Below are 26,577 nucleotides of genomic sequence, written 5' to 3' on the forward strand. Positions count from 1 at the left end.
TGGGGGCAGAACGTGCGAGGACCGGCCGGCACCACAGCGCCACCGGTCTTTCCACAGACCTGATCGGTCGGAGGTGTCGTAGGGGTCACCACAGCACCGACCGGACCACACACGTCCTGCCCGAACGGAACACGCCGCCCCGGGCCTCTCAGAGATCCAGAACCTCTAATTACTGACGAATTAGCCCGAGGATGTCCCGCCGGCCCTCGGCCGTGACGGCCAGGGCCACACAAATGGGCCGGTTGGCGACCGCGCCGTCGCGGATCTTGGTTCTGTCGACAATCTTGTGATCCGGACGGTTGAGCGGTCCGTACGGACCGTTCGCGATCATGCATCGTGTGCTCTCGCGATGTGCTTCTGGAGCTGCTTCCGTATCTGTCGGCGTTGCTCGTTGAGGAGGTCGAGCGACGGCCGGACAAGGTGGTGCTGAGAACGCGGGTGCGAGCGAAGAGCGGTTGCTGCCGGTACGGTCAGAGATCTGCTCGGGTGCACGGCCGGTACGTACGCACGTTGCGTGATGTCGCGGTAGGCGGGCTGAGCGTGGTGATCGAGTTACACATACGTCGGTTCCGCTGCGAGAACACTGCCTGCACGGCGATGACGTTCGCCGAGCACATCGTGGGACTGACGACCCCGCACAGCCGGCAGACCCCGCTGTTGCGCGTGGTTCTGACGCGGATCGGGCTGGCGCTGGCCGGCAGGGCAGGAGCCCGGCTGGCTTCCGCGGTCGGCATCACCGTGGGCAGGGACACACTGCTGCGGCTGGTCAGGGCTCTGCCCGAGCCGGAGGTGGGCCAGGTGGAGGTTCTCGGCGTCGACGACTTCGCTTTCCGCAGGGGCCGTCACTACGGCACGGTGCTGAACTGCCTTCCTGGGCGTATTTGGCGAAGGCGGACTTTCAGACGTTCTGCTGTCGGGCGAAGGGTCCGCACAGGGCTGCCCATTGCAGGAGCAGGATGGTCTTGCCGTCGGTGATGCGTCCGTCGCGGGTCATGGCGAGGGCCTCGGCAAAGGGAAGCTCGAGGACTTCGATGTCCTCGCCCTCTTCCTCTAATCCTCCGCCCGTGCCGGTCCGGTCGGCCGGGGTGTAGGGGGCGGCGAAGAAGTGGAGGCGCTCGGTGACGGAGCCCGGGCTCATGTAGGCGTCGAGCACGTGGATGAGCGGGCCGAGTCTGATGCCGAGTTCTTCGGCGCTCTCGCGGTGGATCGCGGTGTGCGGGTCTTGCGCGTCGAGCAGTCCGGCCGCCGCCTCGATGAGCATGCCGTCGAGGTGGTCGTTCACGTAGGCCGGGTAGCGGAACTGGCGGGTGAGCAGGACGCGGCTGCGTTCGGTGTCGTAGGGCAGGACGACGGCGCCGTTGCCGCGGTCGTAGGTCTCGCGCTGCTGGGTCTCCCACCTTCCGTCGCGGCGCCGGTAGTCGAAGGTGGTGCGGCGCAGGACGTGCCAGCCCTGGGAGGTGAGTTCGACGTCGCGTATCCGGACGTCGGGGTTGCGGCCGAGGTCGCGTCCGGCGAGGTGGAGACCGGTGCGTCCGCGGTGATCGGGGGTGTCGACACCCGGGCTGCTCGTCACATGGTCTCCTGCGGAGTGCGGCGCGGAATCTCGGCGATGTCGTGGTAGACGGGCAGGCCGCGGTGGCGGGCGGTGGCGACGTCCTGGTCGGCGCCGACGGATCCGCCCGGCAGGCGCAGCACGGCGTCGCAATGGGCGAGCAGCCGGTCGGCGGTCGGGTAGAGCACCTGGTCGGCGAGGGGGTCGGTGGGGCCCGCGCCGGCGGAGTGGAGGACGGGCAGGGCGATCCACTCGCCGATCACGGGGAGATGTCCGGCCGCGAAAACGGGCCAGGCCGCGGTTTCCAGGCGGGCGAGGTTGGCGGCCATGGCCTGCGGGTCGCCGTCGGTGCCGGAACGGTAGGGACCTGCGATGAGGATGAGCAGGGGCTTGTCGGTCATGGCGGCTAAGATACATGCAGAATCGTGCAAGAACGGGAAGGAATGCGAATGCTGGCTGCTGAACGACGCGAGCACCTGCTCGATCTGCTCGCCCGGCGGGGCAAGATCGTGGCCAAGGACGTCGCCGCCGAACTGGGCATTTCCGAGGACAGCGTGCGACGTGACCTTCGCGATCTCGCCGCCGAGGGGTTGTGCCAAAGGGTGTACGGTGGCGCGCTGCCCGCGTCTCCCGCAGTGGTGGACTACGACGCCCGGCAGGCGGTGGCCCCGGACGGCAAGCGGAAGGTCGCCTCAGTGGCCGCCGCACTGGTGCGGCCGGGCGGCTCGGTGATCCTCGACGGCGGCACCACCGCCCTCGCCGTGGCGCGGGCGCTCCCGAAGGACCTCGCCTGCACGGTGATCACCCACAGCCCGACGATCGCCACGGCTCTGATCAACCACCCGCGGGCGGAGCTCTTGCTCCTCGGGGGGCGCGTCTTCAAGCACTCGGCGGTCACCTGCGGCGCCGCCGCGGTCGAGGCCGCGCAGAACGTCTACGCCGACCTGTGCCTGCTCGGCATCACCGGCGTCCACCCCGAGGCCGGACTGACCACAGGGGACGCCGAGGAGGCGGCGATGAAGCGTGCCCTGTCCGCGCGGGCCGCGGACACCTACATCCTCGCCTCCTGCGAGAAGATCGGTACGGCGTCGCCGTACCGCGTCCTGCCGTGGGAGAAGATCACCGGGCTGATCACCGACGCCGATCCTCACGACACGGTCATCGAGCAACTCAAGATACTCGGCGTGGAGGTCCTCGTAGCCTGATGAGAGCCGAATCCGGGATCTCTGACCGGCAGGAGCGCCCTCTGAGGCGCTGAGCCCATAGCGAATCGAACAACCTCCACGCGCAGTGCCTACCGAAGTGGTGAACATCTGCTGTCCGTTCTGAGGTTCTGGCTCAGGTTGTGTGATCTATGCACTGTGAGTAGCGGCTGAACTCTCCGTGGGGTCTCGGAAAGTTGCCTCAAAACGAGCAGTGGCAGAAGTGACTGGGCCGACAGTTCGGAACTGTGAATAAGATCTTGCTCCGGCTGGACGAGTTGTTGTTCCCGTCGATCGCGGACGTCGCGGTGTTGTCGGTAGACGTGAATATCGCGATAGTGCGTGTTGATGTGCGGTGCACCGCCGCGGGCGCCCCGTGTCCGGGTTGTGGAGCGTGGTCCGCCCGGGTTCACGGCTCCTACGTTCGGTTTCCCGCTGATGTTCCGAGCGGGGGACGAAGCGTCGTACTCCGGCTGCGGGTCCGCCGGTTCACCTGCCGGAACGCCGAGTGTGGACGTCGCACGTTCGTCGAGCAGATACCCGGCCTGACCCGAAGGCACGGCCAGCGGACCGAGCGGCTCCGCTCGACCCTGGCCGCGATCAGTCTCGCCCTCGCGGGTCGGGCCGGCGCCCGCCTGGCCAACATATTCGGTGCGCCGGTCAGCCGCAGCACGGTCCTGCGGCTGGTCGACGCACTTCCCGAACCGGAAGTGCCCGCTCCGCGCGTGCTCGGCGTCGACGAGTACGCCACCCGCAAGGGCGCTACTACGGAACTGTCCTCGTGGACGTCGAAACCCGCCGGCCCGTCGACCTGCTGCCCGACCGGGAGTCCTCGAGCCTGGCCGCTTGGCTGGCCCAGCGGCCAGGAATCGAGGTGGTGTGCCGTGACCGTGCGCCGTTCTTCGCCGAGGGCGCCGCCGTCGGCGCCCCGCAGGCCGTGCAGGTCGCGGACCGGTGGCACCTCTGGCACAACCTCAGCGAGGCCGCCGAGCGGAGCATCGCCCAGCACCGCCAATGCGCGTCCTGGTTCCCGAGACACCTGGAACCCCCGAGACGGAGTCCGACCCTGCGGAGGAGTCGTCCGGCTCGCCGCGGCCGACCAGCCACCGGTTCGCCGACCGAACCCGGACTATGCATGTCACGATCCATGACCTGGTGAAGGCAGGGCACAGCCGCCGCGCGATCCAGAGGCAGCTCGGCAATGACAAGCCGAACCGTCAAACGGTACGCGGACGCCGCCAGGCCGGAAGACCTCTTCACCGGCCCGTGGCAGGCCCGGACCTCGGTCCTCGACAAGTACAAGACATACCTTGACGACCGCTGGAACGAGGGCTTCACCAACGCCTGGAAACTGTGGGAAGAGATCGTGCCGCTCGGCTATCAGGGCAGCTACCAGCGCGTTCGCGCCTACCTCCGCCTGAAACGCACCTCGCCGCGGCCCGTTACAGCCCGGCCGCCCTCGCCTCGTGTCGTCGCCGGATGGGTCCTCCGCCGCCCAGAAACCCTCTCCGAGACCGAACACCTCCATCTGAAGAACGTCCGGGCCAACTGCCCCGAGATCGACGCGCTCACCAGGCGCGTCCGGTCCTTCGCGACCATGCTCACCGAGCGCCAGGGCGAGCGACTGCCGGGCTGGCTCGACGTCGTGCGACAGGACGGCCTCCCCAGCCTCCACACGCTTGCCGCGGGCATCGACCGCGACCGTGACGCCGTCATCGCCGGCCTCACTCTTCCGTGGAACTCAGGTGTCGTCGAAGGGCATGTCAACCGGATCAAAATGCTCAAGCGCCAGATGTTCGGCCGAGCCGGCTTCGCACTCCTGCGAAAACGAGTCCTGCTCGCCTGATGTTGTCCATCAAATGAGTCATCCAGGCCAGGGCAGCCGCCCTCCCCATATCAGATTGCGGGGCGACGCAGCACGTCAGTGGGCTCCCAATCGCTCTTCCAAAAGGCTTCAAGCCCGTGCTCGTTGATGAACTGCCGCTCCACCTCGTGGATGGGGTACATCCCTTGGATGTTGATCACGTCGTAACCCGCGTGTCCCGGAACGCCAACGTCGATGCCCAGGCAGTCGTCTCTTTCGAGGACCATCGGCGTAAACACGCAGAATGCCGTCATCTCCGACTCCGGCACGATTCGCTCGCCGAAATCGATGGTGCTGCCGTAGCTGAAGGGACAGGTGCCACGGAGCTGCTCGGCAAGGAAGCCCACTGCGTGGGCCCAGATCACGTTGGTCGAGTTCACGCTGAGACAGAGCTCCGGCGAGCCATGCTGCCAGTCCGGATGTTCTGCCAGCGACAAGCCGTAGGTGAGCGCCGTGAGAAGCCCGTCCGGCAGGTCCTCGTACACGACCTCCGTCACACCACGAAGCCCGGGTTTGGACGACTCAACAGGGAAGAACCTCGGCTCAAGCCCCCCGGAGAGCCGATCAAGATGGGCGAGGTACTTCTCTACGCGACTGTCCATATAACCAGCCTGCACGATCACCCACACGCGGACGCCATCGGGGCAGCACCAGGAACGGTGTGCAACGGGTCCACAGAAGGTGAGCCAGAACCCGCTTCTAACCTACGCAGCCACACGCGAGACAAAACCGGAAACCATCCGCGCATCACGCGGGGAACACGGCGCGTCGGTCGCTTCCGTCGCTGCCGGACGGGAACCATCCCCGCGTCACGCGGGGAGCACCCCATGGCGAGCAGCGCGTACGCATCGGCCTGGGGACCATCCCTGCATCCCTTGGGAGTCACGGAGAACTCGTTCCTCAGGAAGTGAACACGCCAACACTGCCAGGCGGCACCGAGCATGATCAGGTCGAGGAGGAGCAGGCGGAGGTGAACACAACGACGGCCGCGGCACAGACGAAAACGAGTCGACGCAACGCCCCCCGGATCGTTCAGATCAGGACCCCGCAGGTAACGGTCGAATCGCAAGGGCCGCAATCGAACCCCTCTTGCCAGCTCGATCTCGCTACTCTGGCGCCCCTGTCGAATCTGAGGAGGAGGCCGTGAGGCGAGGGACATCTGAGTACGAGGCGGCCCAGGAGGCCATGGCAGAGATCCTGCTGGAGCGGGCCCGTAACGGGGACTGGCCGATCCAGTACGGGAAGCTGAGCAAGCTCCTGGAGGACGAGGGCCATAACATCCCGGCACACAGCGTGGAGATGGATCATCTCTTGGCCGACGTCTCCCACCAGGAGAGCACGGACGGCACGAAGGCGATGCTCTCTGCCATGGTCGTGCTGAAGGAGAAGGGGGAGCCCGGTGCGGGGTTCTACCGCCTGGCCCGAGAGGAGTTCGGCCGCAAAGGCGACAACGTGACCATCTGGGGCGAGGAGATGAAACTCCTGGCCCATGACTTCAGGCAGTGCTGAAGGCAGTCACCGAGCAGGTTTCACGCAGACCGGCAACCGGGGAGGGATCGGGGCCTGTGGGGTCTCCCGGGGGAGCTAGAGCAACTCGATCGCGGGCTCTCCGCAGAACTCGCAGTCTTCGCTGGGGACCCATAGGGCCTCGGTAATTCCCGGCATGGTCCCACGGATCACAGACTGGACACGGGGTTCTCGGCCCACCGGTCGACCTCCCCCAGGTAGTCAAGGAAGCCTTGGAGCCATTGGCTCAACGGATCCGGCTCGTGGGATGAAAATCATCTGGAGCCGAACTGAAGAGACTTGATGGCGGCGGGCTGCACGACGTCCGGCTCACGCTCGGCGATCTTCACGATTTGACACCACACCGTGTCCAGCGGCACCTGGGCGAGTGAGACCGTCTCGGAGTAGCCGCGGTAGCGCATGTCTGAGGCGGCGACGGCAGGACGGAGCCCTTTGTCCTTGGCCCATTGCTTGATCTGACGCTCGACCGCGCGTGCTTCAGTGCCCGTCGCGGAGTTCCAACGTGCAAGCACCGCCCAGCCGCCATACCCATGGTTGATGATGCGACGCTCGCTGTTCGCGATCCCCCACTTCAGCGCGCGGAGGCTCTCGTGCCCGAGGAGGTAGACATATGCAGGGGCCGTCGGGTTGAAGCCGTAGGTGGCACAGTTGCCACAACCACCCTGACCCCGCTCTATGTTCGCCAGCGAGGGGCCCGGATCAAGGATGGACCGGCACTCGCGGCAGCGCGACTTCCATGCACCCCGTCGGCTTCCGCTGTACGGTGCCAGGGGCTCGACTCCGGCTTCCACCATCCGACGACGGGCTTCCTCGTTCGACAGGGCTCGACCGGAGCAACTGGTGCACCTGCCGAGCCCGTTCTTCACGACGTAGTACGTCTTAACTGATGGTTTCAGAATGAGGTTCGGAGTCGTCTCAAGCAGATGATGCTGCAGGCGAGTTGGAGCAGACCGAGGTGGAGGTCGGCGCGTATCTCGTAGCGGATGCGGAGTCGTTTGAACTGGTGAAGCCAGGCGAAGGTGCGCTCGACCACCCAGCGGGTCTTGCCCAGGCCGGAGCCGTGCGGGGCCCCGCGGCGGGCGATCTTCGGTGTGATCCCGCGAGCCCGGACCAGGCGGCGGTATTTGTCGTAGTCGTAGCCGCGGTCGGCGAACAGTTGCCGGGGCCGGTGGCGGGACCGGCCGCGCAGGCCCCGGATGTGGGGAATCTTGTTCAGCAGAGGCATGAGCTGGGTGACGTCGTGACGGTTTCCGCCGGTCAGAGAGACGGCGAGTGGGGTTCCGTACCGGTCGACGATGATGTGGTGCTTGCTCCCCGGGCGTGCACGGTCGACCGGCGAAGGTCCGGTGTGATCCCCCCTTTGAGCGCCCTGACGTGCGAGCCGTCGATCGCGGCATCGTCCATCTCCAGTAGGCCGCCCTTGCGGAGTTCTGCCAACAGGACCTCGTGGAGGCGGGGCCATATCCCCGCTTCGGTCCAGTCCCGCAGACGCCTCCAGGCCGTCACTCCGCTGCAGCCGATCTGTTCCCCGGGGACATCCCGCCAGCTCACACCCGTGCGCAACACATAGACGATGCCCCGAAGCGCGGCACGGTCATCCGTCGGCAACCGGCCGGGATACCGGTGGCGCCGGGGCGGACGAACCGGCAATAGTGGGACAACGCGTTCCCACAGGCCATCAGGTACGAGATCAGCAGGCACACAGCAGATCCTGCCGACGCACCACCCAACTGACAACCCGCCAGACAAAGTTCATTCTGACGCGATCAGTTAATAGCTGCGGCGGTCCCGCACGCGGGTGCCGGCGAAGCTGCCGGGATCTGATTTTCCGAGCGTTCGCAGTGCTGCCGATCCAACTGGCTAACCGGCAGGCCAATGTGGGTTCGGCGTGCCGTCGTCGCTCATGTGCGCCCGTTGCCAGATTTCGTTCCAGTTGAACGGGGTCTCCGGCACGAACCGGTGCCGCTGCCCGCACGGACATGGCGCCAGCGCCCGCGCGCACCTACCGCACAGCTCGACCCAACCGTGCCCGGTCGAGTTCAGCACTCGTGGTCCCTCATCCCCGCAAGCCGGGCAGCCGGGCAGCTCGGCACCGTCCAAAATCGCGTTCTGCCGCCGGACGTACTCGGACAGTCGCAGCGACGGGTGGCGAAACGGGTCTTCGAACCAGGCATGGTCGGGGCTTTCCCGCCAGCTCTGCAGCCACCACGGCCGAGGGTTCGGTACAGCCCGCCGCCCAGCCTGCTTCTCCGCCCGGCGCTGCGCGGCGTACCCGTCTGCCCGCACGAGCCATAGCACCCGCGCCTCGTGCAGTTCCTCCACCGCCCGCGCCAGCGCATCCGGGTCCGCCTCCAACCGACGGGGGATCGCGGCGCTGAGCGTGAGGTGGTGGTATGTCGCCCGCAAGCCGTAAGGAGCAAAAACGGTGAGGCAAGTGCGCAACGCGCTGTGCCGCCGGTGGAGGGGGAGCCGGGCGTCGTACACGCGCGCTCGGTGGGTCAGGAAGCTGGTCATGGTGTAGGCACCAGGTCCAGTGCCCGTGCCAGGGCGGCAGTGACGGCGGCAGCGTGTGCCGGCAGGTGTTGCTCAGCCCAGGTTTCGGCAAGGCTGAGGAAGTCCTGCACATCCTGCTGGACGCCGGTGACGAGCGTGCGTATCTGGTCTACCGACAGCTCGATCACCGGGCTGCTGTCCGTCTCGTGGGCGTCGAGCGTCATCCGGACGATGTCGCCAAGACGTTCGGCCATCGAGGACGGATCGTGGCCGAAGTAGAAGCAGCCGGTGCCGTTGAGCACCTCCAGCCAGTCGCGCCAGGTCTCCAGGCCGTTGCAGCAGCCCGGCTCGACGAAGACGATGTCGGTGGCGTTGTCGGTCACCCGGAAGCCGCCGGCAGCGAACAAGTCAGGCATGGTGAGCAAGCCGTGCAGGAAGGTGCCGAGCGGGTCGGTCGGGCACGGCCCGTGCTCCTCCTCCGGCTCGAAGTCGTTGCAGTCGGCGATCTGCATAACCGCCGTGCCGACCTCCGCCGGAGTGAGCTCCCCGTTCAGCACGAGGTAGCCATATGACTCGTGCTCGCGAACAGGCCAGAGCGCGAAGTCGTCGGCTGCGGAGATCTCCAGAACGGGTTGCATCACAATCACATGGGGATGATGCCGGACCCACTGCTACACCGCCACGGGCTTTCAGCTGGCATGTGGCTGGGAACGGGGCCCGCTACCTGGGCAGTTTCGCGGTGCGCTCCGGGCAGGCGGCGCTGACATAGCGCATGGCGGTCTGCGCGGTGACCCCGAAAAGCCGCATCAGCTTGAGGAAATCACCGGTGGCAAACGCCTCGTTGAGTTTACCGACCGCGGGAGCTCGTGATTCGGCTCTGACCGGCGGCGATTCATAGACTACATGTCCGTGACGCCGAGTTGGGGTCGATGCTGTCGCTCGTCCGAGTGATCCGGGTGGCGACCATGGCTCGGCGGACTCTCATGCGTTGTGCTGCCGAGGATCAGTCGGTGGCGCCTGCCGAGCGGAGCGAGCGGCCGAGATCGCCGACGAGCAGGCGAGGGTGGCGCCGCCACCACCACATGTCGATGGGGTCGAAGCCGCTGATCCGGTGGAACTGCGACAACGCGATGCCGTCGTCGAAGACGGTGGCAGCCCGAAAGCGGTCGTCGAGGGCTTTGATCTGCGGGGTCCATAGGACGATCTCGCGCTCAGTGAGGATCGGCCATGCCTCGTGCAGCCAGTTCCGGCTGTAGAGGTCGTTGGTGTACTCGTCGACCAGGTCGCTGTAACCGTCATCGACTTTGCCCACGAGCCAGGCCCACTTGTCGACCATCTCTTGGACGGTGAATGCCTGGCGCCAGCCGCGTTGATGCAGAACCTCGCCTGCGGCCTGTTTGTTGTGGGGCTCCATATGCTGGAGCCTGGCATACGGAACGGTCCGGTGACCACGGGTTTCCCCTGGTCACGGGACCGGACTGAGCGGTCCCCGGGTTGTCAGGTGCCCGCGATCTGGGCTTCGAGGTCGGCGACGCGCCGGTCTTGGAAGCGGAGGTTGGAGCGGGCGGCCTTGAGCCGTTCGTCGAGGGTGCGGTTGTCGGTGGTGAGCTGGCGGACTCGCTGCTTGAGTGTGGTGTTCTCGGTGGTGATCCGCTGGATGGCTTCCTCGGTCCATTCGGCCTGCAAGTCGCGGAGCTGGCCGAGTAGTTCGCCGATGCGGGTGCGCTGGGCGAGGATCTCGGCGTGAGCAGCCTTGAGGGCGTCCTCAGCGTTGAGTGCGCGCTCACGCCAGGTCGCCTCGCGCTCGTCGTCCTGGTCGGTGAGCGTCCGGGACCGGCGGTCTCCGGCGTCGGCCGTAGCGGAGGCGACTGCGGCTCTAGCCTCAGGATTGTCGTAGAGGAAGGTGCGGGGAGGGGGGTCTCGGTCTTGCGGCGGCGGGCTGCCAGGGCAGCGGCCGTGCGGGGCTCGGGGACGGCGGCGCTCGTCATGCGACGTCCTGTTCAGGGTCGACGTCCTCGCCTGTGCAGGTATCGCTGTACTCGCCCTCCTCGCCCTCGCTGCCCGCGTCGACGAGGTCGGCGGCGCGGAAGACGGTGGACCACACGCGGTGGAAGTAGTCCTGGGGTTTGCGCAGGTCCAGAGCGAGGGCGTCGTCGAGGAGGCCGAGGCCGGCCAGGGCCTTTTCCAGGCCGTCGATGGCGCGGGCTGTGGGCTCGAAGTAGCGGTGGAGGTAGTCGGCGGTGGCGTCGTCCGGGGCGCCCTCGGCCAGCAGCCGCCACTGCTCGCGCTTGCGCCGCCAGTAGAGCAGGTCAGCGCCGGACAGCACCAACTTGTCGCAGTTGTGGCAGTCGAGGTTCCAGGGGCAGGCGCCGCCATCGACGACTGGCTTTATCGAGCAGCAGCTACAGGTACTGAGCGAAGGTCTCGCAGTGCCCGAGCCCTGTTGCCGCCACCTCGAAGTCGCCCTTGGCCGCAGACCGCCGGGCCGACGCGATCGACGGCAGCAGGTTCCGCAGCGGGCTGTCCTCGCCGGAGGCCGCGGCCTCTTCGATCTGGGCTCGCAGCGCGCGGTGGGCCTGGTCCAGGACCTCAGACCACACACCGCCGTACTCAGCCGGGTCGACTCCGGTCAGCCGTGTGAGCCAGAGGTCGGCGTGCGACTGAAGCCGTTCTTCCCCGGAGCGGTAGTCGAACACGGTGCCCGCACGGGTTCGTGTCGTCGTCCGGGTGGTCCGCGATGCCGGGCCAGCCGTCCAGGTCCACGGTGTGGACGGGGCACAGATACGCGAGCCAGCCCGCGCCCGGCCCGGAGACCTGTGCGGGGCCTTGGCAGAGCACGGTGGCCTTGAAGGGGCAGTCCAGCAGGACGCGGAGCCCTCCGAGGTCGCGGTGGCCGGAGAGCTCCTGGACGATGGACGGCACTGCGGCTCCTTCGCGGGTCAGACCTCGATGTACGCGACGACGACCGGCACTATCTCGGGTTGCGGCGTGTTCTCTGCAGGTCGGGTTGATCTGGCAGCGTGAGGGACGTTAGGCATGTAGCCGGTGTCGGCTGAGCAGGACAACTGTCATGGGCCAACTTGGCGGACTCCCGTGCAGGCCAAGACGACGCTGGCATCCTTGGCGAGGAAGAGCATGAAGGCCCAGGATCTGTCGCGCGCGAAGATGCAGCCGATTCGCAACGGCGTGGTGCCGTACTGGGTGCGAATGTCGACGGTGGCTGACAAGGCGAGTGTCTCGGTGCCCCGTTTCCTTGCGCGCCGGTGGCGAGCGGCGTAGATGCTGGCAAGTTGCTGACCGGGGACATTGCCGTCCCAGATGACGAAGTCGCCTCCGCCGAGAAGTGCTGCCTTCGCCGGTTCGCAGGCTGCGGTCTGTTCGTTGAGCATCTCGGCCAGGGCTGCCCGGTTCATCTGCCCCCTTCCTGCCCTTGGTGCCGGAGCTCCACTCAGTCGTTGTAGTGGAGCCGCTGGCGGGTCCAGAGAGTGAGGTCGCTGCTGGTGGCGACGGCCAGGGTGAGGCCGGAGGGTGAGAATCCGGCGGTGCGAAGTTCTGAGTACTCCGAGTGGAAGACGTGCCACCATGCCTCTCCTGCTGGGCCTTTGTGGGTCCCGCCGTCTGCGGAGAGGATGACGCGGTCGTGGGGCCATTCTGGGCTGACGACGTCCAGGGTCCAGCCGTCGGGGGTGGTGCTGTGGAGGCCGCCACCGAAGATACCGGCGATGCGGACCTGGGTGCCTTCGATCGGCCCGAGACCGGGGCAGGTGAGGTCTGGGTGGGCGTCGGGGGTGCTGGTGTCGGGGTTGGGGTCCCGGTCGCGGGCGATCTTCTCGCCGGTGACCGCGGTGAAGAGCCCGTGGCCGTCGCTGGAGACGACCATGACGAGGTCGTGCCCGCTGTCGGGGTGGACTGCGAAGCCGATGCCGAGCAGGCCGCCGATGGGGGTTCTGCGGTCAAGTACCGGCTGCCATGGCTCCGGGGCCGGCATGACGGGGGCGGCGAGGTAGCGCTCGCGCAGCTTCTGCTGGTACTCCGTGATCAACTCGTCTCCTCGGTGCGATTCGCGTCGAGGGTCTCTCGCGCAGCGGCCCAGGTCGACTCAAATTCATGCTCGGTGATCTCGGTAGGGCCGTCAAAGTCTTGCCACCCGTGCAGACTGCCCTCCGCGAGGACTCCATACTTCCGCTCGTAGGTGGTCATCGCCGCGAGGTCGGCGTGGTCCCGGACCTCGATGACCTCCGTCAGGGAAGCCGCAGCCACGGGCCGGCGCTGAGGTCCTTGCAGGTCGACCTGCCGTAGCGCCCATCCGTTGTCGTCGAGTTCGATGTACGACCAGGTGTCGCTCTCGTCGTCGTAGGCGCGGATCCAAGGGGTCACGTTGGCATGATCTCGCGGCGGGAAGATGCAGGCGCCGGCGGGTCGACGGCCTGGGTTCCTTCGACGCGGGTGAGGAACGCGGCGAGCGCGCCAGCGGCTTCGGGCTCGGTGCTGGCGATCCGGGCCGTGAACGCCAGCTCGTCGACGTCGGCGCCGGGGGCCAGGCGGGCGAGTTCGGCGAGCAGCGCGGCGTGCGCGAGGACCGGCGGCGTCAGAAGGCCGGTTGCTTCCTCGCGGGCGGCCGGGTCGCGGTAGTGCCCGAGGTGCGCGGCCAGTACGTGCGCGAGCCAGGCGTCGACGTCGGCCTGGACGTACCCGCCGGCTCGCCGGGTGAGTTCGTCACGGACGGCTTCGTCGCCGTCGCGGGGCTCGGTCCGCTCCAGGGTGCCGAGCTCGCGCAGCGCCTGGAGCCCGTCGGCGCGGGCCGTGATCCGCATCGCTTCGCGCAGCTCGGCTTCCCGGGCGGCGGCCGCGGCGTCGGCGGCGAGCTCGGCCTGGACGACGTCGTCGGAGTCCGGGTCGTAGACGGTGCCCGCGGGCGCGGCGGCGAGCAGCTGGTCGATGCGTTCCCACTCCGCGAGCTCCGTCGGGCCGCGGGCGTCGTCGGCCAGGTCCTCGTGCCGGGAAGCCTGTCGGGCGTCGAACCGAACCGGGCGGCATCGAGGGCCGCCGCGATGGCACCGGCGTCCATGCCGTTCGCCCGGCGCCGTACGACGCGACGGCCGATGCGGGCGGGGTCGACCGGCTCTCGGGGCGAGGCAACGCGCGGGGCGGGCGGTCGACGGGTGCCGTCGCCGAGCGGCCACATCCTGGTCATCTTCGGCCTCGTATTCGTGGGACGGATTCGGAGCGGGCCACTGCCAGAGCGCTGTACGGCGGCCCGCAGATCTGTGCCGACGCACGGTTGTTGTCACCCCCGGGCCACGCCAGCCTGCGGACTCCCGTGGACGAGGCACCGTAGTTGTCATTGGAGAAGCAAGCTACTTGTCACCAGTCCGCTCAAAGCAGGTCAGTTGTCACCACTCAATCTCGTAGAGCGTCGCGTTGGCTTTGCGGACGGCGCCGAGAGGGCAGACGGGCAGCCGGTCCAGCGATCCTGCAAAGGCCGCCCTCCGATGACAGGATGTCCGTCGGGGAGCCGATTCGCGAGGTCACGGGGGGGTATGAGTGGCAGGCATAGTGCTTGAGACGCTGGACGATGTGCCGTGGGAGCGGCTGGAGTCGGCGCTCGGGCAACACCCGGCCAAGGAGATGCGGCGAGCGCTGCGTCGCCTGGCGCTCAAGGGCGGTGCAGCGACCGAGGAAGACTGCTATCCCCTGTTCGACTGCTTCGCGCTGAGCACCGGACGCGTGGCCTCCGTCGCAACCGCCGCGCTGCCGTTCGTCGTTGCACTCGCCGACGATCCGGACATGGGCGCCCGGGCCACGCTGGTCCAGCTGTTGGCGAGTTTATCCAAGGCGGCGGCCGAAGCCGACCCGGGCCTGGTGGACGCGGGGTGGCATGAGGCATGGCGGGCCCAGCATCCCCGGATCCGGGCGCTGCTCGCGGATCCCCTGCCCGAGGTACGGAGGGAAGCCCTTCCCCTCGGAGAGGGGATCGGCGTGCTGCTGGAGCGGTGGCACGCCGAGACGGACCCGACGGTGCGGCTGCCTGTGCTGCTCGCGCTGGGGACCGCCGCAGCCGACTCCGACGAAGCCGGGCCGGTGCACCGGGTGCGGGCGGTGGTGGCCGAGGCGTTGCGGACGGACGGCCCCCTCATGCGGGTCGCGGCCGTGCACGCCCAGGCCGCGTTCGATCCCCAGGCGTCGGTCCGTGAACTGGACCTGCTGGTGGCAGTCCTGTCCGACCCGGCCGTGCGTCCGCAGTTCGCGGCGGTCTGGTACGTGCCTGATATCGACAGTGCCTTCACCCGTGAGGATGTCATCTCCTGGACGGCCCACTTGTTCGAGGGTGCGCCACGGACGGCACTCGCCTTCGTCGTCCGGCTCATCGGCGCGGCGCGCCGGAACGGGGACACCCTGCTGTGCCGCGCCGCGCTGGACGAGGGATGGCAGCTGTTGATGGTCCGGCCGTCCGCGGCATCATCGCTGTTGCCGCTCGCGGGCGCGTTGCTCGCCGAGCCGGACGACGGCGTAAGGTACCGGGCGGCCCACCTGCTGGCCGTGCTCGGTTCGCGTGCGGCTCCGTACGCCGACGAGTTGGCCGCCCTCATCGACGACCCGGGCGAGGCCAAGTTTCTTGAGGGCACCATCGGCGACCACGCCCGCTGGGCGCTGACCCGCATCGGCGACGAGCGCGCCCTGCCGGGGCTGGTCGAGCGACTGTACGCGCCGTACCGGGGCCAGTACTCCCGCGGGTACGTCTCGGGCGACCCACACCTGCCAGCGGTCGAGGACGTCCTGACCCCGCTACGGGCGCACGCGGAGGACCTGCTGCCCGCGGTGCGGAAGCTGCTCCGGGATGACGACGTGGGCGGCTCGCTGACTTGCTGCTTCTTGGAAGTCCTCAAAGCGTGGGGGCCGGCCGCGGCGCCCGCGCTGCCGGAAGTGGTGGCCCTGCTGGACGACACCCGGTACTCGTTGCACGCAGTCGATGCGCTGGTGGCGATGGGGCCAGCTGCAAAGTCAGCCGAGCCCGCCGTGCGCCGCTGCACAGTCCTCGACTCCCCCGGCAACCATCACAAGGCGGCGTGGGCAGCCTGGCGCCTGGGCGCCGACCGCGACGCGGCGCTGCAGCTCATCGGCGAGGCGGTGCTGACTGAGGAGGGGCCGCTTTACGGCCCGGTCGGCCTCCTCGGCGATTTCGGACCGGCGGCCGCGCGCTACGCCGACCGGGTGCGGCGTGTCATGGAGCACGGTGACAGTTGGCTGCGGCTGCGCGCGGCGGTCGCGCTGTGGTCGATCACTGGCGATCCGGAGCCGAGTGGATCCGTCCTGGAGGAGTATCTCCTTCCCGTCGCCGATGGCGGCGACGCCTACGGCTTCTTCCTCGACGCGCTGCGCGCCCTCGCCAGGATCGGCACGGTCTCTCCGGCGGCACGCGCAACCTTGCGTACGGTGCGGGGATCCGACCAGCGGCTGTCGACGTACCGGGACTACCGGGCCTTCATTCAGCACGAGGAGATCCGGTCCGCGATCGACGACGTCCTCGCCCTGCCGTGACGATCAACCAGTGGCCGGTGCCGACAGCAGGAGGACGTTACCAAGCCGAACGCTGAGCTAGGCGCCCAGTTCGTGGAACCCCAGAGCTGCAGCGACAGGGCCGTGATGGATAGGGCCGTGCTCTCCACTGCGGAAGCAACCCGGCATCGAGGGCATGGGCCACTGCTGCGGACGCCACGGCCCTGGGCCCACTGCACACGCCGAGCAGCCCTGCCCGTGACAACAAGCGTGCCTGTGTGACAACTATCTTGCTTCGGCTCAAGATCTGGTTTAGAAGCCATCTCAATTGGCTCGGTACTCTGTTGACCATGGTGGGGATTGTTGAACGGCTGGTGCCGGAAGAGTTGTGGGAGCTGTTTCAGCGGGTGGTGCCAGAGGCGCCGTCGCGGCCTCAGGGTGGCGGTCGGCGCCGTCACAGTGACCGCGAGGTGCTGGCCGCGATCGTGTTCGTGGCGACGTCGGGATGCACGTGGCAGCAGGTGCCCTCGGCAGCGTTCGGTCCGTCGGGGGCTACGGCTCACCGCCGGTTCACCGAGTGGACGAGAGCCCGGGTGTGGGCCAAGCTGCACCGCCTGGTCCTCGATGAACTGGGCTCCCGCGGTGACCTGGACTGGTCCCGGTGTGCGATTGACTCAGTGAATATGCGGGCTCTGAAAAGGGGGATCTGACAGGTCCGGATCCTGTCGACCGGGGTAAGTACGGGTCGAAGATCCACCTGATCACAGAGCGGACCGGTCTGCCCTTGTCCGTCGGGATTTCCGGTGCCACCGTCCACGACAGCCAGGCGCTGATCCCACTCGTGAAGGGCATACCGCCGATCCGGTCCCGCCGCGGCCCTCGCCGGCGCAGGCCCGCCAAGCTCCACGCCGACAAGGGCTACGACTATCGCCACCTGCGGCGATGGTTACGTGAGCGCGGCATCCAACAACGCATCGCACGCAAAGGGATCGAGTCTACGCAGCGACTTGGCCGCCACCGCTGGACTGTCGAACGCACCATGTCCTGGCTCGCCAGTCCTGGCTCGCCGGCTGCCGCCGACTCCACCGACGCTACGAACGCAAAGCCGACCACTTCCTCGCCTTCACCAGTATCGCCTGCACCCTCATCTGCTACCGCAGACTCACCAATTGAGATGACTTCTTAGATCAAGACCCCCGTGTCAACAACGCTCGTGATCAATACATCTAGCTTGACTCTGTCGGGGATCTTGGAGCTGTCGAGGTCAGGTGCGCAGGGTTCGCCAGGATTTCGGTCGGGGTAGCTCGCGCTGGTCGAGGTAGTTCTGGAAGGCAGTCGGTCGGCGGGGTGCAGGTGCTTCCTCAGCCGGTGGCAATCTGCTGAGGCGCTCGATGTTGACGGCGATGGCCGTCAGGACGTGTTGGATGGGGGCTTTTCCCTGTCCGCGGTAGCGGCAGCGTCGCATGCCGTGTCCGTGGGCGAACTCGTTGACCGTGCCCTCCACACCGGAGCGGACCGCATAGCGCGTCTTCCACTCGGGCGTCTGTTGCTCGGTACGGACGCGGAGTTGCAGGTCTCGGAGTTCTCGTGGGGGAAATCCCACGGTGCGGGCACTGTCGGCGCTGATGGTGCACTGGAAGCGGGCCGGGCAGGGCTGGCACTGGCTCTTGGTGAACCTGGCAACGATCAGCGGGGCCGCGGTGGGTGAGGAGGTCGGGTAGGGGCCGTGCCAGCCCTGGCTGACCTGGCCCTGAGGGCAGGTGACCTGCTCGCGGTCGTAATCGATGTGGAAGTCGTCCCGGGCGAAGCCCTCGCCTCGGCGGTGCTGGCGGGTGGGGTTGCCTGGCCGTGGTCCGGTGACGGTGACCTTGTGTTCTCGGGCGGCTTGTTCCAGGTGGGGCAGGGAGGTGTAGCCGCTGTCGACGAGATGCTCGGCGGGCTGCAGGCCGCGACGGGCCAGGCGTGTGTGGATGCCGGGCAGGACCTTGCTGTCGTGGGTGGTGGCTGCGGTGGTGGCCACGTCCGTGATCACGTTGGGGCTGTCGGGAGCACAGGTCTCGGTCAGGTGAGCGGAGAACCCCTTCCAGCTGATGATGTGTCCATGGCGCGCGTAGCGGGCCGAGGTGTCGTAGGGAGAGACGACCGCCCGGGACGAGGGCGGCAGCCCGGCCCGCCTTCCGGCTCGGCGGTGTGCCAGCGCAGGTGTCCTGCGGCGTCATGGTGGTAGTTCTGCACGATGATCTGGCGCAGGGCCTGGACGCGAGGGCCGGACGCGCGGCCTGCTCCGTGCTGGTAGAGGTGTTCCAGGAGCCGGACGGCGTCGTTTCCGGTGGCAAGGATCCTGGTCTTGGGCTTGGTGGGGTTCTTGCCCAGGCGGACTGGCCGCCCGTAGCGGCGTCCCCAGTCCTCGTCGACCAGCTCGTCCAGCAGGTGAGGGGCTGTGTCGGCAACTTCTTCCAGTGCGGCGCGGACCGCCTCGGTGATCAGCTCCAGGCGGGTCAGGTCGCGTACCGCGGCCAGGACGTGGGTGGAGTCGGTTCGCTGCGTGGTGCGCTCGCGCACCAGTCCGGCCGCCTTGAGGCGGGCCAGCGCGAGGTCGAGGAGTCTGTCAGCACGGTCATCTTCGGCGAGACGGTCGCGGAAATCGGCCAGCACACTGTGGTGGAAGCCGGGGTCGTCCAGCTCCGTGGCCATCGTGTACTTGAAGTCGATGCGGCAGCGGACCGCCTCGGCGGCCTGCCGGTCCGACAGGCCGAGCAGGAACTGCAGCACACAGACGGTGGCCAGTTGAGCAGGCGAGAGTCCCGGACGTCCGTCACGTGGGTACCAGTCGGCGAAGTCCTCGTCGCACCACAGCCCGTCCAGCCGATCGCGCACCCATATCGCCGTCGTACCACCCGGGTTGCTCGCCCGCGCGATCCGCGCGGTCAGAGACGGTACGTGCTCACCGGAACGCGGGCGCAGGGACAACGGGCACCTCGACAGCTGCATCGGTCATCGGAACCACCCGAGCATGCCTGCTGATCATGCTGGCCCACTGGGAAACTCCAAGATCCCCGACAGAGTCAAGCTAGAGCGCGTATCTCCCGTTGGCTGGCAGCTTCCCCCGCGCGCCGTATCTGATTCCTGGTCCCTTCAGTCCCTCCTGGCCTCCCTTCGCACCCTCCAACACATCGAAATCAGACGTTACATACCGATTTCTTCAGGGTCTGGAACACCACCATCGCGGCGTGGAACCTCCCGCGAGCGCGCCGGGCGCGGCTCATGGGGTCTTCGGTTCTACACGGGGTGCAATCTCTGCCAGCCATCTCGACAGGGGCCGAGGGACGGAACGCGGGCATCAGCCCCTCCCTTCAGTCCCTCGGCGTATCTGCAGGTCAGAGCAGGACGACTAGCTCGGAAGGGACTGAAGGGACTCAAATCTCTCATTATGAGCCAGTCTCCATAAGCCAGTAGGACGAGTAGGACAGGGTTCACGTGCCTGCGTACACCCGCACACGTAGTGGCGTTATAACTCAGGATTTGAGTCCCTTCAGTCCCTGAAGCAGGCCCCACATGTCCTCTGACCTTGCGTTTTACGCAGGGACTGAAGAGGAGGGACTGAAAGCGATCCGGTCCCTGTGCCCGGGCAACAGACAGCCCCCAGTGGGCCAAGCTCCTGGAACAGTCGACTGGATCAAGCTGATTCAGTCGTGCCCGTTGACCTGTCTCTCCAGAGCGGGGAGAAGTGACTCTTGCCTTGCTCGCAGGGCTTCCGATGCGACTGTCAGCGAGAACCCTCTCGGGATGGCTCAGGCAAGGGCAGTCGCCGCTCAGGGCAGTCATTTCCAACCGAGTTACACAGCAGAGCCCAGCGGTAGCCACGAAAAGTAGTGCATAGATGCATCACCTGTCCTGCCCGGAAAGCGAGCTGACTGCCGGTCCGGAACTCACCTTCTTGGGGACCTGACGCAGGGTATGCATCGCGGTCGGTGCCGCGTCTTCGGGTCTGATGCACGATCGGGTGACATCTGAACTGGCTTGCCCTGTAGGGCAGGTGGGAAGGATGTCGCTGTGCCCAAGCCTTATCCGGAAGAGTTCCGCGAGGATGTCGTGCGGGTCGCGAGGAACCGCGCCCCGGGTGTGACGGTCGAGCAGGTGGCCGCCGACTTCGGCGTTCACGCGATGACGCTGTGGAAGTGGATGCGCCGGGCGGACGGCGACGCCGGGACGAAGCCCGGTACGACCGGCCAGGAGAGCACGGAACTGCGCGAAGCACGTCGGCGGATCAAGCTGCTGGAGCAGGAGAACGAGGTCCTGCGCCGGGCTGCGGCCTACCTGTCGCAGGCGTATTTGCCGGGAAAAGGATCTACCCGCTCGTAAGGGAGCTGGCCGTGGACGGGGTTCCCGTCACGGTCGCGTGCCGGGTCCTGAAGCTCGCCAGACAGCCCTACTATCGCTGGCTCGACAAGCCGGTGACCGACGCTGCGGTCGAGGAGGCGTATCGCTCAAACGCGTTGTTCGACGCCCACCGCGAGGACCCGGAGTTCGGTTACCGCTTCCTGGCTGACGAAGCACGAGTCACGGGAGCCGGCATGGCGGACCGGACCGCGTGGCGGATCTGCCGGGACAACCGCTGGTGGAGCGTGTTCGGCAAAAAACGCGGCAGGGTCAAGAAGTCCGGTCCGCCGGTGCACGACGACCTCGTCCGCCGCGACTTCACCGCGGATGGCCCGAACAGGCTCTGGCTCACCGACATCACCGAACATCCCACAGCGGAAGGGAAGCTGTATCTCTGCGCGATCAAGGACGTCTTCAGCAAGAGGATCGTGGGCTACTCGATCGACGAGCGGATGAAGTCCCGCCTGGCCGTCGCCGCCCTGGACAACGCTGTTGCCCGGCGTGACAGCGTCGCCGGGTGCGTCCTGCACAGCGATCGCGGGTCGCAGTTCCGGTCCCGGAAATTCGTCCGCGCACTCGGCCACCACCAGATCGTCGGCTCGATAGGACGGGTCGGCGCGGCGGGCGACAACGCAGCCATGGAGTCCTTCTTCAGCCTGCTGCAGAAGAACGTCCTCGACCGCCGCACGTGGGCCACCCGCCAGGAACTGCGGATCGCCATCGTGACCTGGATCGAGAAGACCTACCACCGGCGCCGTCGACAAGCCGCACTCGGCCGACTGACCCCTGTCGAATTCGAAACCGTCATGACCACACCGGCCCTCCAGGCCGCGTGACTGAACTTGTCACCCAACCCTGCATCAGACCCTTCCCAGATGGCCAGGCTTTGGTTGAGAGGGCGCCAGCAGGGCAGTCGAAGCGCAGGAGTTGCCGCCGGACAGGCAGGCAGAAAGTCCCCACCCAGCCCCCCGGGGCTTTTCGCACGACGATGTCGAGGCGACGTTCTTTCTCCCCGACCTGGACAAGGAGATCTACGTGGAGCCGGTACCAGCCGGTGACCTCGTTCCACGCGACAAGCCGCCGCCACCACGTCATGCCCGAACCGAAGCCCAGCTCCTGCGGCAGTATTCCCACGGGTCACTTGAGGGTGGGAGCAGGCGCTATTCCAGCCCGGCCGCGTGATCCGGTACGTACGTCTGCAGGTCCCGGGGCGGCCGCTGATAGCCGGTGGCCGGCGGCCGGGGAGGCAGCGTGAGGGCCGCCGGGGTGACGTTGTAATAGGGCATGGTGGACAGCAGATGGGCGATCATGTTCAGCCGGGCCCGGCGTTTGTCATCGCTTTCCACGACGTACCACGGTGACTCCGAGATGTCCGTGTGCACGAACATCTCGTCCTTGGCGCGTGAGTAGTCCTCCCACCGGGTCAGCGACTCGAGGTCGATGGGGGAGAGCTTCCAGCGGCGGGTCGGGTCCTTGAGCCGGCGCCGGAAACGCCGCTCCTGCTCCTCGTCGCTCACCGAGAACCAGTATTTGCGCAGCAGGATCCCGTCCTCCACCAGCATCCGCTCGAAAGCCGGGCACTGCCGTAGAAACAGTTGGTACTCGGAGGGGGTGCAGAAGCCCATGACCCTTTCGACGCCGGCCCGGTTGTACCAGCTGCGGTCGAACAGGACCATCTCGCCGGCCGCGGGCAGGTGCTCCATGTAGCGCTGGAAGTACCACTGAGTCCGCTCACGCTCGGTGGGCCGGGGAAGTGCCACGATCCGGGCCGCCCGGGGATTCAGATACCGGGTGACACGTTTGATCGCGCTTCCCTTGCCGGCCGCGTCGCGCCCCTCGAAGACCACCACGAGCCGGGCGCCCTCGGCACGCACCCACTCCTGTAGCTGTACCAGCTCAGTCTGAAGCCGGTGCAGCTCCCGCTCGTATACGGGTCGCGGCAAACGTGCACGCTTCCCGTTGCCCGGTGACTCCGCCATGGGACGACCCTACGAAGGATTGCCGTCCCTGGCTCAGGCAGGAGGGCCGAACGGGGTCCGTGAAGCTCGCCTTCAGACACAGGTCTCCCAGTTACGAGAGACCCCGCCCGTCAACAAGGCTCGTCCGTTCTGTACGTGTGTGCGGTGTATCCCTTGGCAGAGCGGGAACGACGGACGCGTTTCACTGAACCCACGCTCGGACAGCGAAGCCGAGCACGGCGTGGCTGACGCGTTTTCACCCGCCCGGTGAAGAGGTCCCGACACCACCGGCCCCCGTTTGCCCCCGGCCGGCAGCCACCGCACAGTTGAGTCATGACGTTCGCCGCCTCCGCCGCGGAGGTACAGAGTGGCTGGACCGTCGAGACACCGGGGCCGATCAGCGGTGGTCCTCTGATCCGCAGCCGAAAGCCAACACCCGTCCCGGGCCCAGGTGATCTGCTGCTGCGGGTGGAGGCCTGCGGTGTCTGCCGAACGGACCTTCATCTGGCTGAGGGGGACCTCCTGCCGCGCCGGCCATCGACCGTGCCCGGCCATGAAATCGTTGGCCGGGTGGTCGCCGTGGGCGAAGCAGTGACCTCGTTCCGTACCGGTGACCGAGCGGGCGGGGCGTGGCTTCGTGGCACCTGCCAGAGGTGCCGCTACTGCCGGTCCGGCAGGGAGAACCTGTGTCCCGGGTCCACCTACACCGGGTGGGACGCGGACGGTGGCTTTGCCGAACTGGCCTTGGTGCCAGCAGCCTTCGCGTACTCCCTCCCGGAAGCTCCGGATGCCACTGCGCTGGCACCGCTCCTGTGCGCCGGGATCATCGGCTATCGTGCGCTTCGTCGCAGCGCACTGCCCCAAGGCGGGCGGTTGGGTATCTACGGCTTCGGGGCATCGGCCCATCTGGCGGCCCAGGTGGCCATGGCCGAGGGGGCCACCGTCCATGTGCTGACGCGGTCGGCGCAGGCACGCACGCTTGCGCTGGAACTCGGTGCAGCTTCCGCGGGCGAGGCGTACGACCTCCCTCCCGAGCCCCTGGACTCAGCGATCCTGTTCGCCCCCGTGGGCGACCTGGTGCCGGTGGCGCTGGAGGCGCTGGACCGCTCCGGCACGCTTGCGATCGCCGGGATCCACCTCACCGACGTTCCGGTACTCAACTACCAGCGCCACCTCTTTCAGGAGCGGAATCTGTGCAGCGTCACGTCCAACACCCGGCAGGACGGCCGTGACTTCCTGGCCCTGGCCGAACGCATCGGTATCCAGGTCACCGTGAGCCCCTACCCGCTGAGCCAGGCAGATCTGGCGCTCGCCGACCTGGCGGCCGACCGTGTCCACGGTGCCGCCGTGCTCGTTCCCGACTGAGCCGGCTTCCGGGCAGATCGGGCCATCAGGCGCTGCCCGGTGGGTGGTGAACCGGTGGCCCCCCGGTCTCACCCGCGGGTGGCATCACCGGCGAGGACGGTTCGACGTCGCCTGCGATTTTCACCGAGCCCCACTCAGGCCCCTTGGCTTTGTGGGCAACATGGACGTCCGTACGACGGCGCCCACAAGCGATCACGTCTTCGACCGGAACGATTGTGACGGTGCAGCCGGCGCGATGGAGCCAGCGCGATGGAGCACCCGATGACCGACGTTTTTCAGTTGTCCGGCCGTCCCCGCATGCCGGGAGTGTCCACCGATCACCAACAATCCTGCCTCCCGACTGGCCTCCGCGAGGACATCGCCGGCCGGCCCCTCCACCCCATAGCTACGGACGGGGACGCCTTCGTGACGCTCGGCGGCCCCGGCGACCGTCCCGTCAAGCCACTGCTGAGCCTGACGACGATGGGCGTCGCGCGCCTCGTCGTACTGCCCGGTGTGGGCCGTGGCGCTCTCGGTACGCGGGCAAATCCACGCATGCACCACCGCCACACCCCTGTCACGCCGGCGTGCCTCGCCGAAGGCGTAGTCCAGAACCTCGAGGAATGCGGTGCTGCGCCCCAACCCGACCACGACCCCACCCTGTTCGTCCCGCCGATGCCGTCGGACCACCCTGACGGCCCGTCGTAGGGATGCCGGGGGCAGGGAAGACCACGAGGGCTCGCCAGCTGGCCAAGGAGCACAACGCGCTTCGGCTGACGCCTGATGAGTGGATGATTCCGTTGCCCGTCGCCAGGCGCTCACTCCGGATCAGACCTTCCCGATGAACGAGGCGGACCTCTTGAACTGGAGGATGCTGTTCGAGGAGCCGGTTGCCGCAGAAGAACTCGATGGGGATGAGATTGGCCCCCGCCTCCTGATTGGCCAAGTGGGCCCGAGTGGGCCGCCGATCGGTGGCCATCTTTCACTGCCCGCTCCTGAGGCAGGAATTCGTGGGAAAGTGGGTTCCTGGACGGGACTCTGGGCCGGTCCGGGTGAAGTTGCCGACCGTGAACTTGAGAACGATCAGTCCCGGTTGGCCTCGCGGGAGGCGGGCTGTCCGCTCCTTCGGGAGGACCGCCGGGTGATGCGCCTGGTCATCAGCGTGATCGCGGCCCAGGTGATCAACGATTCCGAGTGCTGGATGAGCCGTTCGTAGTCGCGGGTATGACGGCGGGCATGCATGATCCACGCCAGCGACCTCTGGACGACCCACCGACAAGGCAGGATGACGAACCCGACGGCGTCCTTCGGCCGACTGATGGTCTTGAGCGTCAGGTTCAGATGTTTCTTCGCACAAGTCACCAGCTGTCCGGCGTAACCGGAATCGGCCCAGACGATCGTGATCTCGGGGTACATCAGCCGCAGCCGGAACAGCACTTCCTTGGCCGCTTCGCGATCGGTCATGCCGACCGGGGTGACCATGACGAACAGCGGCAGGCCCTTTGCAGCCGGTGTCGACGACGTAGCGGATCGCGTCGACGATCTCGCGGCGAGAGTGCTTCTCAGGGCGTCCCCCTTTGGGGGGACTCGCAGGCCGGCGGCGGGAGAAGGGGTTCGATGAGGGCCCATTCGTCGGGGAAGGTGTCGGAGGGGTAGCAGCGGCTCCGGGACAACTCGAACCTCCCTTCCAGAGACGGGAGTTGGGGAACGGCCGCGCCGTCTCCCAACCCCGGTCAGGTGTCGATGAAGTCGGAGATGATGTCGAGCGTGGACTCGACCGAGCTGAGCTGGGTGTTCAGGTGCTTGATCCACCGTCCCTTCGGCTGGAGAACGGCGTGCGGGCCGACGACGGCGGTGATGAACCGGCGGATCTCCGTCAGCTCCTCCCTCACGAACCCGAGTTCGTATGCCTGGAGCTCGGCGGTGTCGGTGCAGAACCGGTAGCCGTCCTTCTTCGTCCAGATCAGGGGCGGCCAGCCCCGTTCGGAGATGATGTCGCGCAGGCAGGCCAGGCCCGCGCGGGTCTGGCTGGGTGTCAGTGCGGGCTGAGCGGGGTCACGGGGCGTTCCAGAGATCCCTCAGCTCCGCCCAGGTGGGCGGGCCGACCGATTGGATGCCGGTGTTCGCGGGGTTGCGAAGACCGCTCAGGACGAGGTCCAGGTAGCGCAGGTGCAGTTCGACCGCGCGCTCGGTGGTCGTGGGCAGGCGGGCGTTGAGGTGAGCGAGCAGCAGCAGGAGGTCTGCCGAGCTGAAGTCCGGGCGTAGTGCGCCGGACCGGTGGGCGGCGTCGACCAGGACGTCGAGTGCTGCCCGGAGGCAGTCGTCCGCGGCGTCCACTTCGTCGGTGGCTGGCAGGCGGCCCCCTATGAGAGGGAGGAGGGAGCCGGTGCCGGTGGTGGACAGCGTTGCTCGCAGGAAGGCGACGAGTGCGGCCCAGGGGTCGGGGTGGTCGGCCATGGCGGTGCCGGCCAGGGATGCCAGGTCGTTCATGCCCTCCACACGCAGCGCCTGGGCCAAGTCCTCTTTGGCGGGGTAGCGCCGGTAGAGACTGCCCATGCCTACGCCGGCACGGCGGGCGACCTCCGAGACGGGGGCGTCCCAGCCGTGTTCGGCGAAGACTTCACGTGCCGCACGCAGGATCCGCTCGTCGTTGCGGTCGGCTTCCTTCTGGCGTCCGCGGGGCGGTTCGGTGCGGTCGGCGCGCATGCTCGTGCTCCTTCGGTGCGGCAGTCAACGCGGGTGCTGCCACGTGGGCGGGCT

31 protein-coding genes and 6 pseudogenes are annotated in these 26,577 nt (G+C 67.5%); 11 read left to right on the forward strand and 26 right to left on the reverse strand.

Annotated elements, in window-relative coordinates; genetic code table 11:
• Positions 1-181: 181 nt before the first annotated feature.
• A pseudogene (locus OG709_RS35985) lies at positions 182-268 on the reverse strand (transposase); the annotation flags it as partial.
• Between the two features lie 170 nt (positions 269-438).
• On the opposite strand from OG709_RS35985, the gene OG709_RS35990 reads away from it, so the two are divergent.
• A complete protein-coding gene (locus OG709_RS35990; protein ID WP_443068565.1) occupies positions 439-975 on the forward strand; it encodes a transposase family protein in 537 nt (178 codons plus the stop codon).
• Here OG709_RS35990 and OG709_RS00750 read toward each other — a convergent pair.
• Positions 899-1,573 carry an NUDIX domain-containing protein gene (locus tag OG709_RS00750; protein ID WP_250305104.1) on the reverse strand — a complete coding sequence of 225 codons (675 nt, stop codon included), beginning with the start codon at positions 1,571-1,573 and terminating at the stop codon, positions 899-901. The two genes, OG709_RS35990 and OG709_RS00750, sit on opposite strands and share 77 nt — an antisense overlap.
• Positions 1,570-1,953, reverse strand: a complete 384-nt coding sequence (locus tag OG709_RS00755) for a DUF4406 domain-containing protein (RefSeq protein ID WP_250305103.1) — start codon at positions 1,951-1,953, stop codon at positions 1,570-1,572. Before OG709_RS00755 ends, OG709_RS00750 begins: the two co-directional genes overlap by 4 nt.
• Positions 1,954-2,001: 48 nt before the next feature.
• On the opposite strand from OG709_RS00755, the gene OG709_RS00760 reads away from it, so the two are divergent.
• The 4 genes and pseudogenes from OG709_RS00760 (at position 2,002) to OG709_RS00775 (ending at position 4,600) form a co-directional block, all read left to right on the forward strand.
• Positions 2,002-2,757 (forward strand): DeoR/GlpR family DNA-binding transcription regulator, encoded by a 756-nt coding sequence (locus tag OG709_RS00760; RefSeq protein WP_250305102.1) that lies wholly within the window; start codon positions 2,002-2,004, stop codon positions 2,755-2,757.
• Between the two features lie 347 nt (positions 2,758-3,104).
• Positions 3,105-3,197 (forward strand): annotated as a pseudogene (locus OG709_RS00765) (hypothetical protein); the annotation flags it as partial.
• A 338-nt stretch (positions 3,198-3,535) separates the two neighbouring features.
• Entirely contained in the window at positions 3,536-3,913 is a 378-nt protein-coding gene (locus tag OG709_RS00770) for a transposase (RefSeq protein WP_329164293.1), read from the forward strand.
• A 42-nt stretch (positions 3,914-3,955) separates the two neighbouring features.
• The gene (locus OG709_RS00775) at positions 3,956-4,600 is read left to right on the forward strand and encodes a transposase (RefSeq protein ID WP_250305101.1); all 645 of its coding nucleotides are present in this window, start codon (positions 3,956-3,958) and stop codon (positions 4,598-4,600) included.
• Positions 4,601-4,650: 50 nt separating this feature from the next.
• Here OG709_RS00775 and OG709_RS00780 read toward each other — a convergent pair whose 3' ends face one another.
• Entirely contained in the window at positions 4,651-5,220 is a 570-nt protein-coding gene (locus tag OG709_RS00780; protein ID WP_250305100.1) for a suppressor of fused domain protein, read from the reverse strand.
• 541 nt (positions 5,221-5,761) lie between these two features.
• Here OG709_RS00780 and OG709_RS00785 point away from each other — a divergent pair.
• Positions 5,762-6,127 carry a hypothetical protein gene (locus tag OG709_RS00785; RefSeq protein WP_266644783.1) on the forward strand — a complete coding sequence of 122 codons (366 nt, stop codon included), beginning with the start codon at positions 5,762-5,764 and terminating at the stop codon, positions 6,125-6,127.
• A 272-nt stretch (positions 6,128-6,399) separates the two neighbouring features.
• On the opposite strand, the gene OG709_RS00790 is transcribed toward OG709_RS00785, so the two are convergent.
• The 12 genes from OG709_RS00790 to OG709_RS00845 all read right to left on the reverse strand — a co-directional run bounded on the left by OG709_RS00790 (position 6,400) and on the right by OG709_RS00845 (position 13,821).
• Positions 6,400-6,939, reverse strand: a complete 540-nt coding sequence (locus tag OG709_RS00790) for a hypothetical protein (protein WP_250305099.1) — start codon at positions 6,937-6,939, stop codon at positions 6,400-6,402.
• Positions 6,940-7,037: 98 nt separating this feature from the next.
• A protein-coding gene (locus tag OG709_RS00795) for an IS5 family transposase (protein ID WP_250305098.1) occupies positions 7,038-7,846 on the reverse strand; the annotation gives its coding sequence in 2 pieces (ribosomal slippage) (positions 7,038-7,507 and positions 7,507-7,846; 810 coding nt in all).
• A gap of 159 nt (positions 7,847-8,005) precedes the next feature.
• Entirely contained in the window at positions 8,006-8,659 is a 654-nt protein-coding gene (locus tag OG709_RS00800; RefSeq protein WP_329164299.1) for a hypothetical protein, read from the reverse strand.
• Positions 8,656-9,195, reverse strand: a complete 540-nt coding sequence (locus OG709_RS00805; protein ID WP_329164300.1) for a hypothetical protein — start codon at positions 9,193-9,195, stop codon at positions 8,656-8,658. The genes OG709_RS00800 and OG709_RS00805 overlap by 4 nt, the downstream gene beginning before the upstream one ends.
• Before the next feature lie 446 nt (positions 9,196-9,641).
• Positions 9,642-10,052: a hypothetical protein gene (locus OG709_RS00810; RefSeq protein ID WP_266644778.1), complete on the reverse strand. Its 411-nt coding sequence runs from the start codon at positions 10,050-10,052 to the stop codon at positions 9,642-9,644.
• A gap of 83 nt (positions 10,053-10,135) precedes the next feature.
• Entirely contained in the window at positions 10,136-10,324 is a 189-nt protein-coding gene (locus OG709_RS00815) for a hypothetical protein (protein WP_266644776.1), read from the reverse strand.
• A gap of 298 nt (positions 10,325-10,622) precedes the next feature.
• Positions 10,623-10,964 carry a hypothetical protein gene (locus tag OG709_RS00820; RefSeq protein WP_266644775.1) on the reverse strand — a complete coding sequence of 114 codons (342 nt, stop codon included), beginning with the start codon at positions 10,962-10,964 and terminating at the stop codon, positions 10,623-10,625.
• Between the two features lie 76 nt (positions 10,965-11,040).
• The gene (locus OG709_RS00825) at positions 11,041-11,334 is read right to left on the reverse strand and encodes a hypothetical protein (RefSeq protein ID WP_250305093.1); all 294 of its coding nucleotides are present in this window, start codon (positions 11,332-11,334) and stop codon (positions 11,041-11,043) included.
• Positions 11,335-11,706: 372 nt separating this feature from the next.
• Positions 11,707-12,051, reverse strand: a complete 345-nt coding sequence (locus OG709_RS00830) for a hypothetical protein (protein ID WP_250305092.1) — start codon at positions 12,049-12,051, stop codon at positions 11,707-11,709.
• Positions 12,052-12,086: 35 nt separating this feature from the next.
• Positions 12,087-12,680 (reverse strand): hypothetical protein, encoded by a 594-nt coding sequence (locus tag OG709_RS00835; protein ID WP_329164304.1) that lies wholly within the window; start codon positions 12,678-12,680, stop codon positions 12,087-12,089.
• On the reverse strand, positions 12,677-13,015 hold the full coding sequence (locus OG709_RS00840) for a hypothetical protein (protein WP_329164306.1): 339 nt from the start codon (positions 13,013-13,015) through the stop codon (positions 12,677-12,679). Before OG709_RS00840 ends, OG709_RS00835 begins: the two co-directional genes overlap by 4 nt.
• Complete coding sequence (locus tag OG709_RS00845) at positions 13,012-13,821, reverse strand: hypothetical protein (RefSeq protein WP_329164307.1); 810 nt, start codon at positions 13,819-13,821, stop codon at positions 13,012-13,014. The genes OG709_RS00840 and OG709_RS00845 overlap by 4 nt, the downstream gene beginning before the upstream one ends.
• Positions 13,822-14,182: 361 nt before the next feature.
• On the opposite strand from OG709_RS00845, the gene OG709_RS00850 reads away from it, so the two are divergent.
• On the forward strand, positions 14,183-16,177 hold the full coding sequence (locus tag OG709_RS00850; RefSeq protein ID WP_329164308.1) for a hypothetical protein: 1,995 nt from the start codon (positions 14,183-14,185) through the stop codon (positions 16,175-16,177).
• 57 nt (positions 16,178-16,234) lie between these two features.
• Here OG709_RS00850 and OG709_RS00855 read toward each other — a convergent pair.
• Positions 16,235-16,361 (reverse strand): annotated as a pseudogene (locus OG709_RS00855) (GNAT family N-acetyltransferase); the annotation flags it as partial.
• Between the two features lie 124 nt (positions 16,362-16,485).
• On the opposite strand from OG709_RS00855, the pseudogene OG709_RS00860 reads away from it, so the two are divergent.
• Positions 16,486-17,308 (forward strand): annotated as a pseudogene (locus OG709_RS00860) (IS5 family transposase).
• 91 nt (positions 17,309-17,399) lie between these two features.
• Here OG709_RS00860 and OG709_RS00865 read toward each other — a convergent pair.
• Positions 17,400-18,167, reverse strand: a complete 768-nt coding sequence (locus tag OG709_RS00865; RefSeq protein ID WP_329164311.1) for a transposase — start codon at positions 18,165-18,167, stop codon at positions 17,400-17,402.
• Between the two features lie 29 nt (positions 18,168-18,196).
• On the reverse strand, positions 18,197-19,126 hold the full coding sequence (locus OG709_RS00870; protein ID WP_329164313.1) for a transposase: 930 nt from the start codon (positions 19,124-19,126) through the stop codon (positions 18,197-18,199).
• Between the two features lie 1,062 nt (positions 19,127-20,188).
• On the opposite strand from OG709_RS00870, the gene OG709_RS00875 reads away from it, so the two are divergent.
• A protein-coding gene (locus tag OG709_RS00875) for an IS3 family transposase (RefSeq protein WP_326694943.1) occupies positions 20,189-21,351 on the forward strand; the annotation gives its coding sequence in 2 pieces (ribosomal slippage) (positions 20,189-20,473 and positions 20,476-21,351; 1,161 coding nt in all).
• 187 nt (positions 21,352-21,538) lie between these two features.
• Here the strand turns inward: OG709_RS00875 and OG709_RS00880 are convergent.
• Positions 21,539-21,640 (reverse strand): annotated as a pseudogene (locus OG709_RS00880) (IS5/IS1182 family transposase); the annotation flags it as partial.
• Between the two features lie 35 nt (positions 21,641-21,675).
• Positions 21,676-22,494 carry a polyphosphate kinase 2 gene (gene ppk2, locus OG709_RS00885; protein ID WP_250305086.1) on the reverse strand — a complete coding sequence of 273 codons (819 nt, stop codon included), beginning with the start codon at positions 22,492-22,494 and terminating at the stop codon, positions 21,676-21,678.
• A 312-nt stretch (positions 22,495-22,806) separates the two neighbouring features.
• Here ppk2 and OG709_RS00890 point away from each other — a divergent pair, with 312 nt between their 5' ends.
• Positions 22,807-23,838, forward strand: coding sequence for a zinc-dependent alcohol dehydrogenase family protein (locus tag OG709_RS00890; RefSeq protein ID WP_250305085.1), 1,032 nt, complete (start codon positions 22,807-22,809; stop codon positions 23,836-23,838).
• Positions 23,839-24,030: 192 nt separating this feature from the next.
• On the opposite strand, the gene OG709_RS00895 is transcribed toward OG709_RS00890, so the two are convergent.
• Complete coding sequence (locus OG709_RS00895; RefSeq protein ID WP_329164318.1) at positions 24,031-24,468, reverse strand: universal stress protein; 438 nt, start codon at positions 24,466-24,468, stop codon at positions 24,031-24,033.
• Between the two features lie 59 nt (positions 24,469-24,527).
• On the opposite strand from OG709_RS00895, the gene OG709_RS00900 reads away from it, so the two are divergent.
• Positions 24,528-24,662: a hypothetical protein gene (locus OG709_RS00900; RefSeq protein ID WP_329164319.1), complete on the forward strand. Its 135-nt coding sequence runs from the start codon at positions 24,528-24,530 to the stop codon at positions 24,660-24,662.
• A gap of 238 nt (positions 24,663-24,900) precedes the next feature.
• On the opposite strand, the gene OG709_RS35995 is transcribed toward OG709_RS00900, so the two are convergent.
• From OG709_RS35995 to OG709_RS00915, 4 genes and pseudogenes are all read right to left on the reverse strand, one after another.
• Positions 24,901-25,281 carry a transposase gene (locus tag OG709_RS35995; RefSeq protein ID WP_406116335.1) on the reverse strand — a complete coding sequence of 127 codons (381 nt, stop codon included), beginning with the start codon at positions 25,279-25,281 and terminating at the stop codon, positions 24,901-24,903.
• Positions 25,282-25,321: 40 nt separating this feature from the next.
• Positions 25,322-25,484 (reverse strand): annotated as a pseudogene (locus OG709_RS36000) (transposase); the annotation flags it as partial.
• 66 nt (positions 25,485-25,550) lie between these two features.
• Positions 25,551-25,709 (reverse strand): hypothetical protein, encoded by a 159-nt coding sequence (locus OG709_RS00910; RefSeq protein WP_250305083.1) that lies wholly within the window; start codon positions 25,707-25,709, stop codon positions 25,551-25,553.
• A gap of 163 nt (positions 25,710-25,872) precedes the next feature.
• Positions 25,873-26,523: a TetR/AcrR family transcriptional regulator gene (locus OG709_RS00915; RefSeq protein WP_250305082.1), complete on the reverse strand. Its 651-nt coding sequence runs from the start codon at positions 26,521-26,523 to the stop codon at positions 25,873-25,875.
• Positions 26,524-26,577 lie beyond the last annotated feature (54 nt).

This window comes from Streptomyces sp. NBC_01267 (assembly GCF_036241575.1).
Classification (GTDB): Bacteria; Actinomycetota; Actinomycetes; order Streptomycetales; family Streptomycetaceae; genus Streptomyces.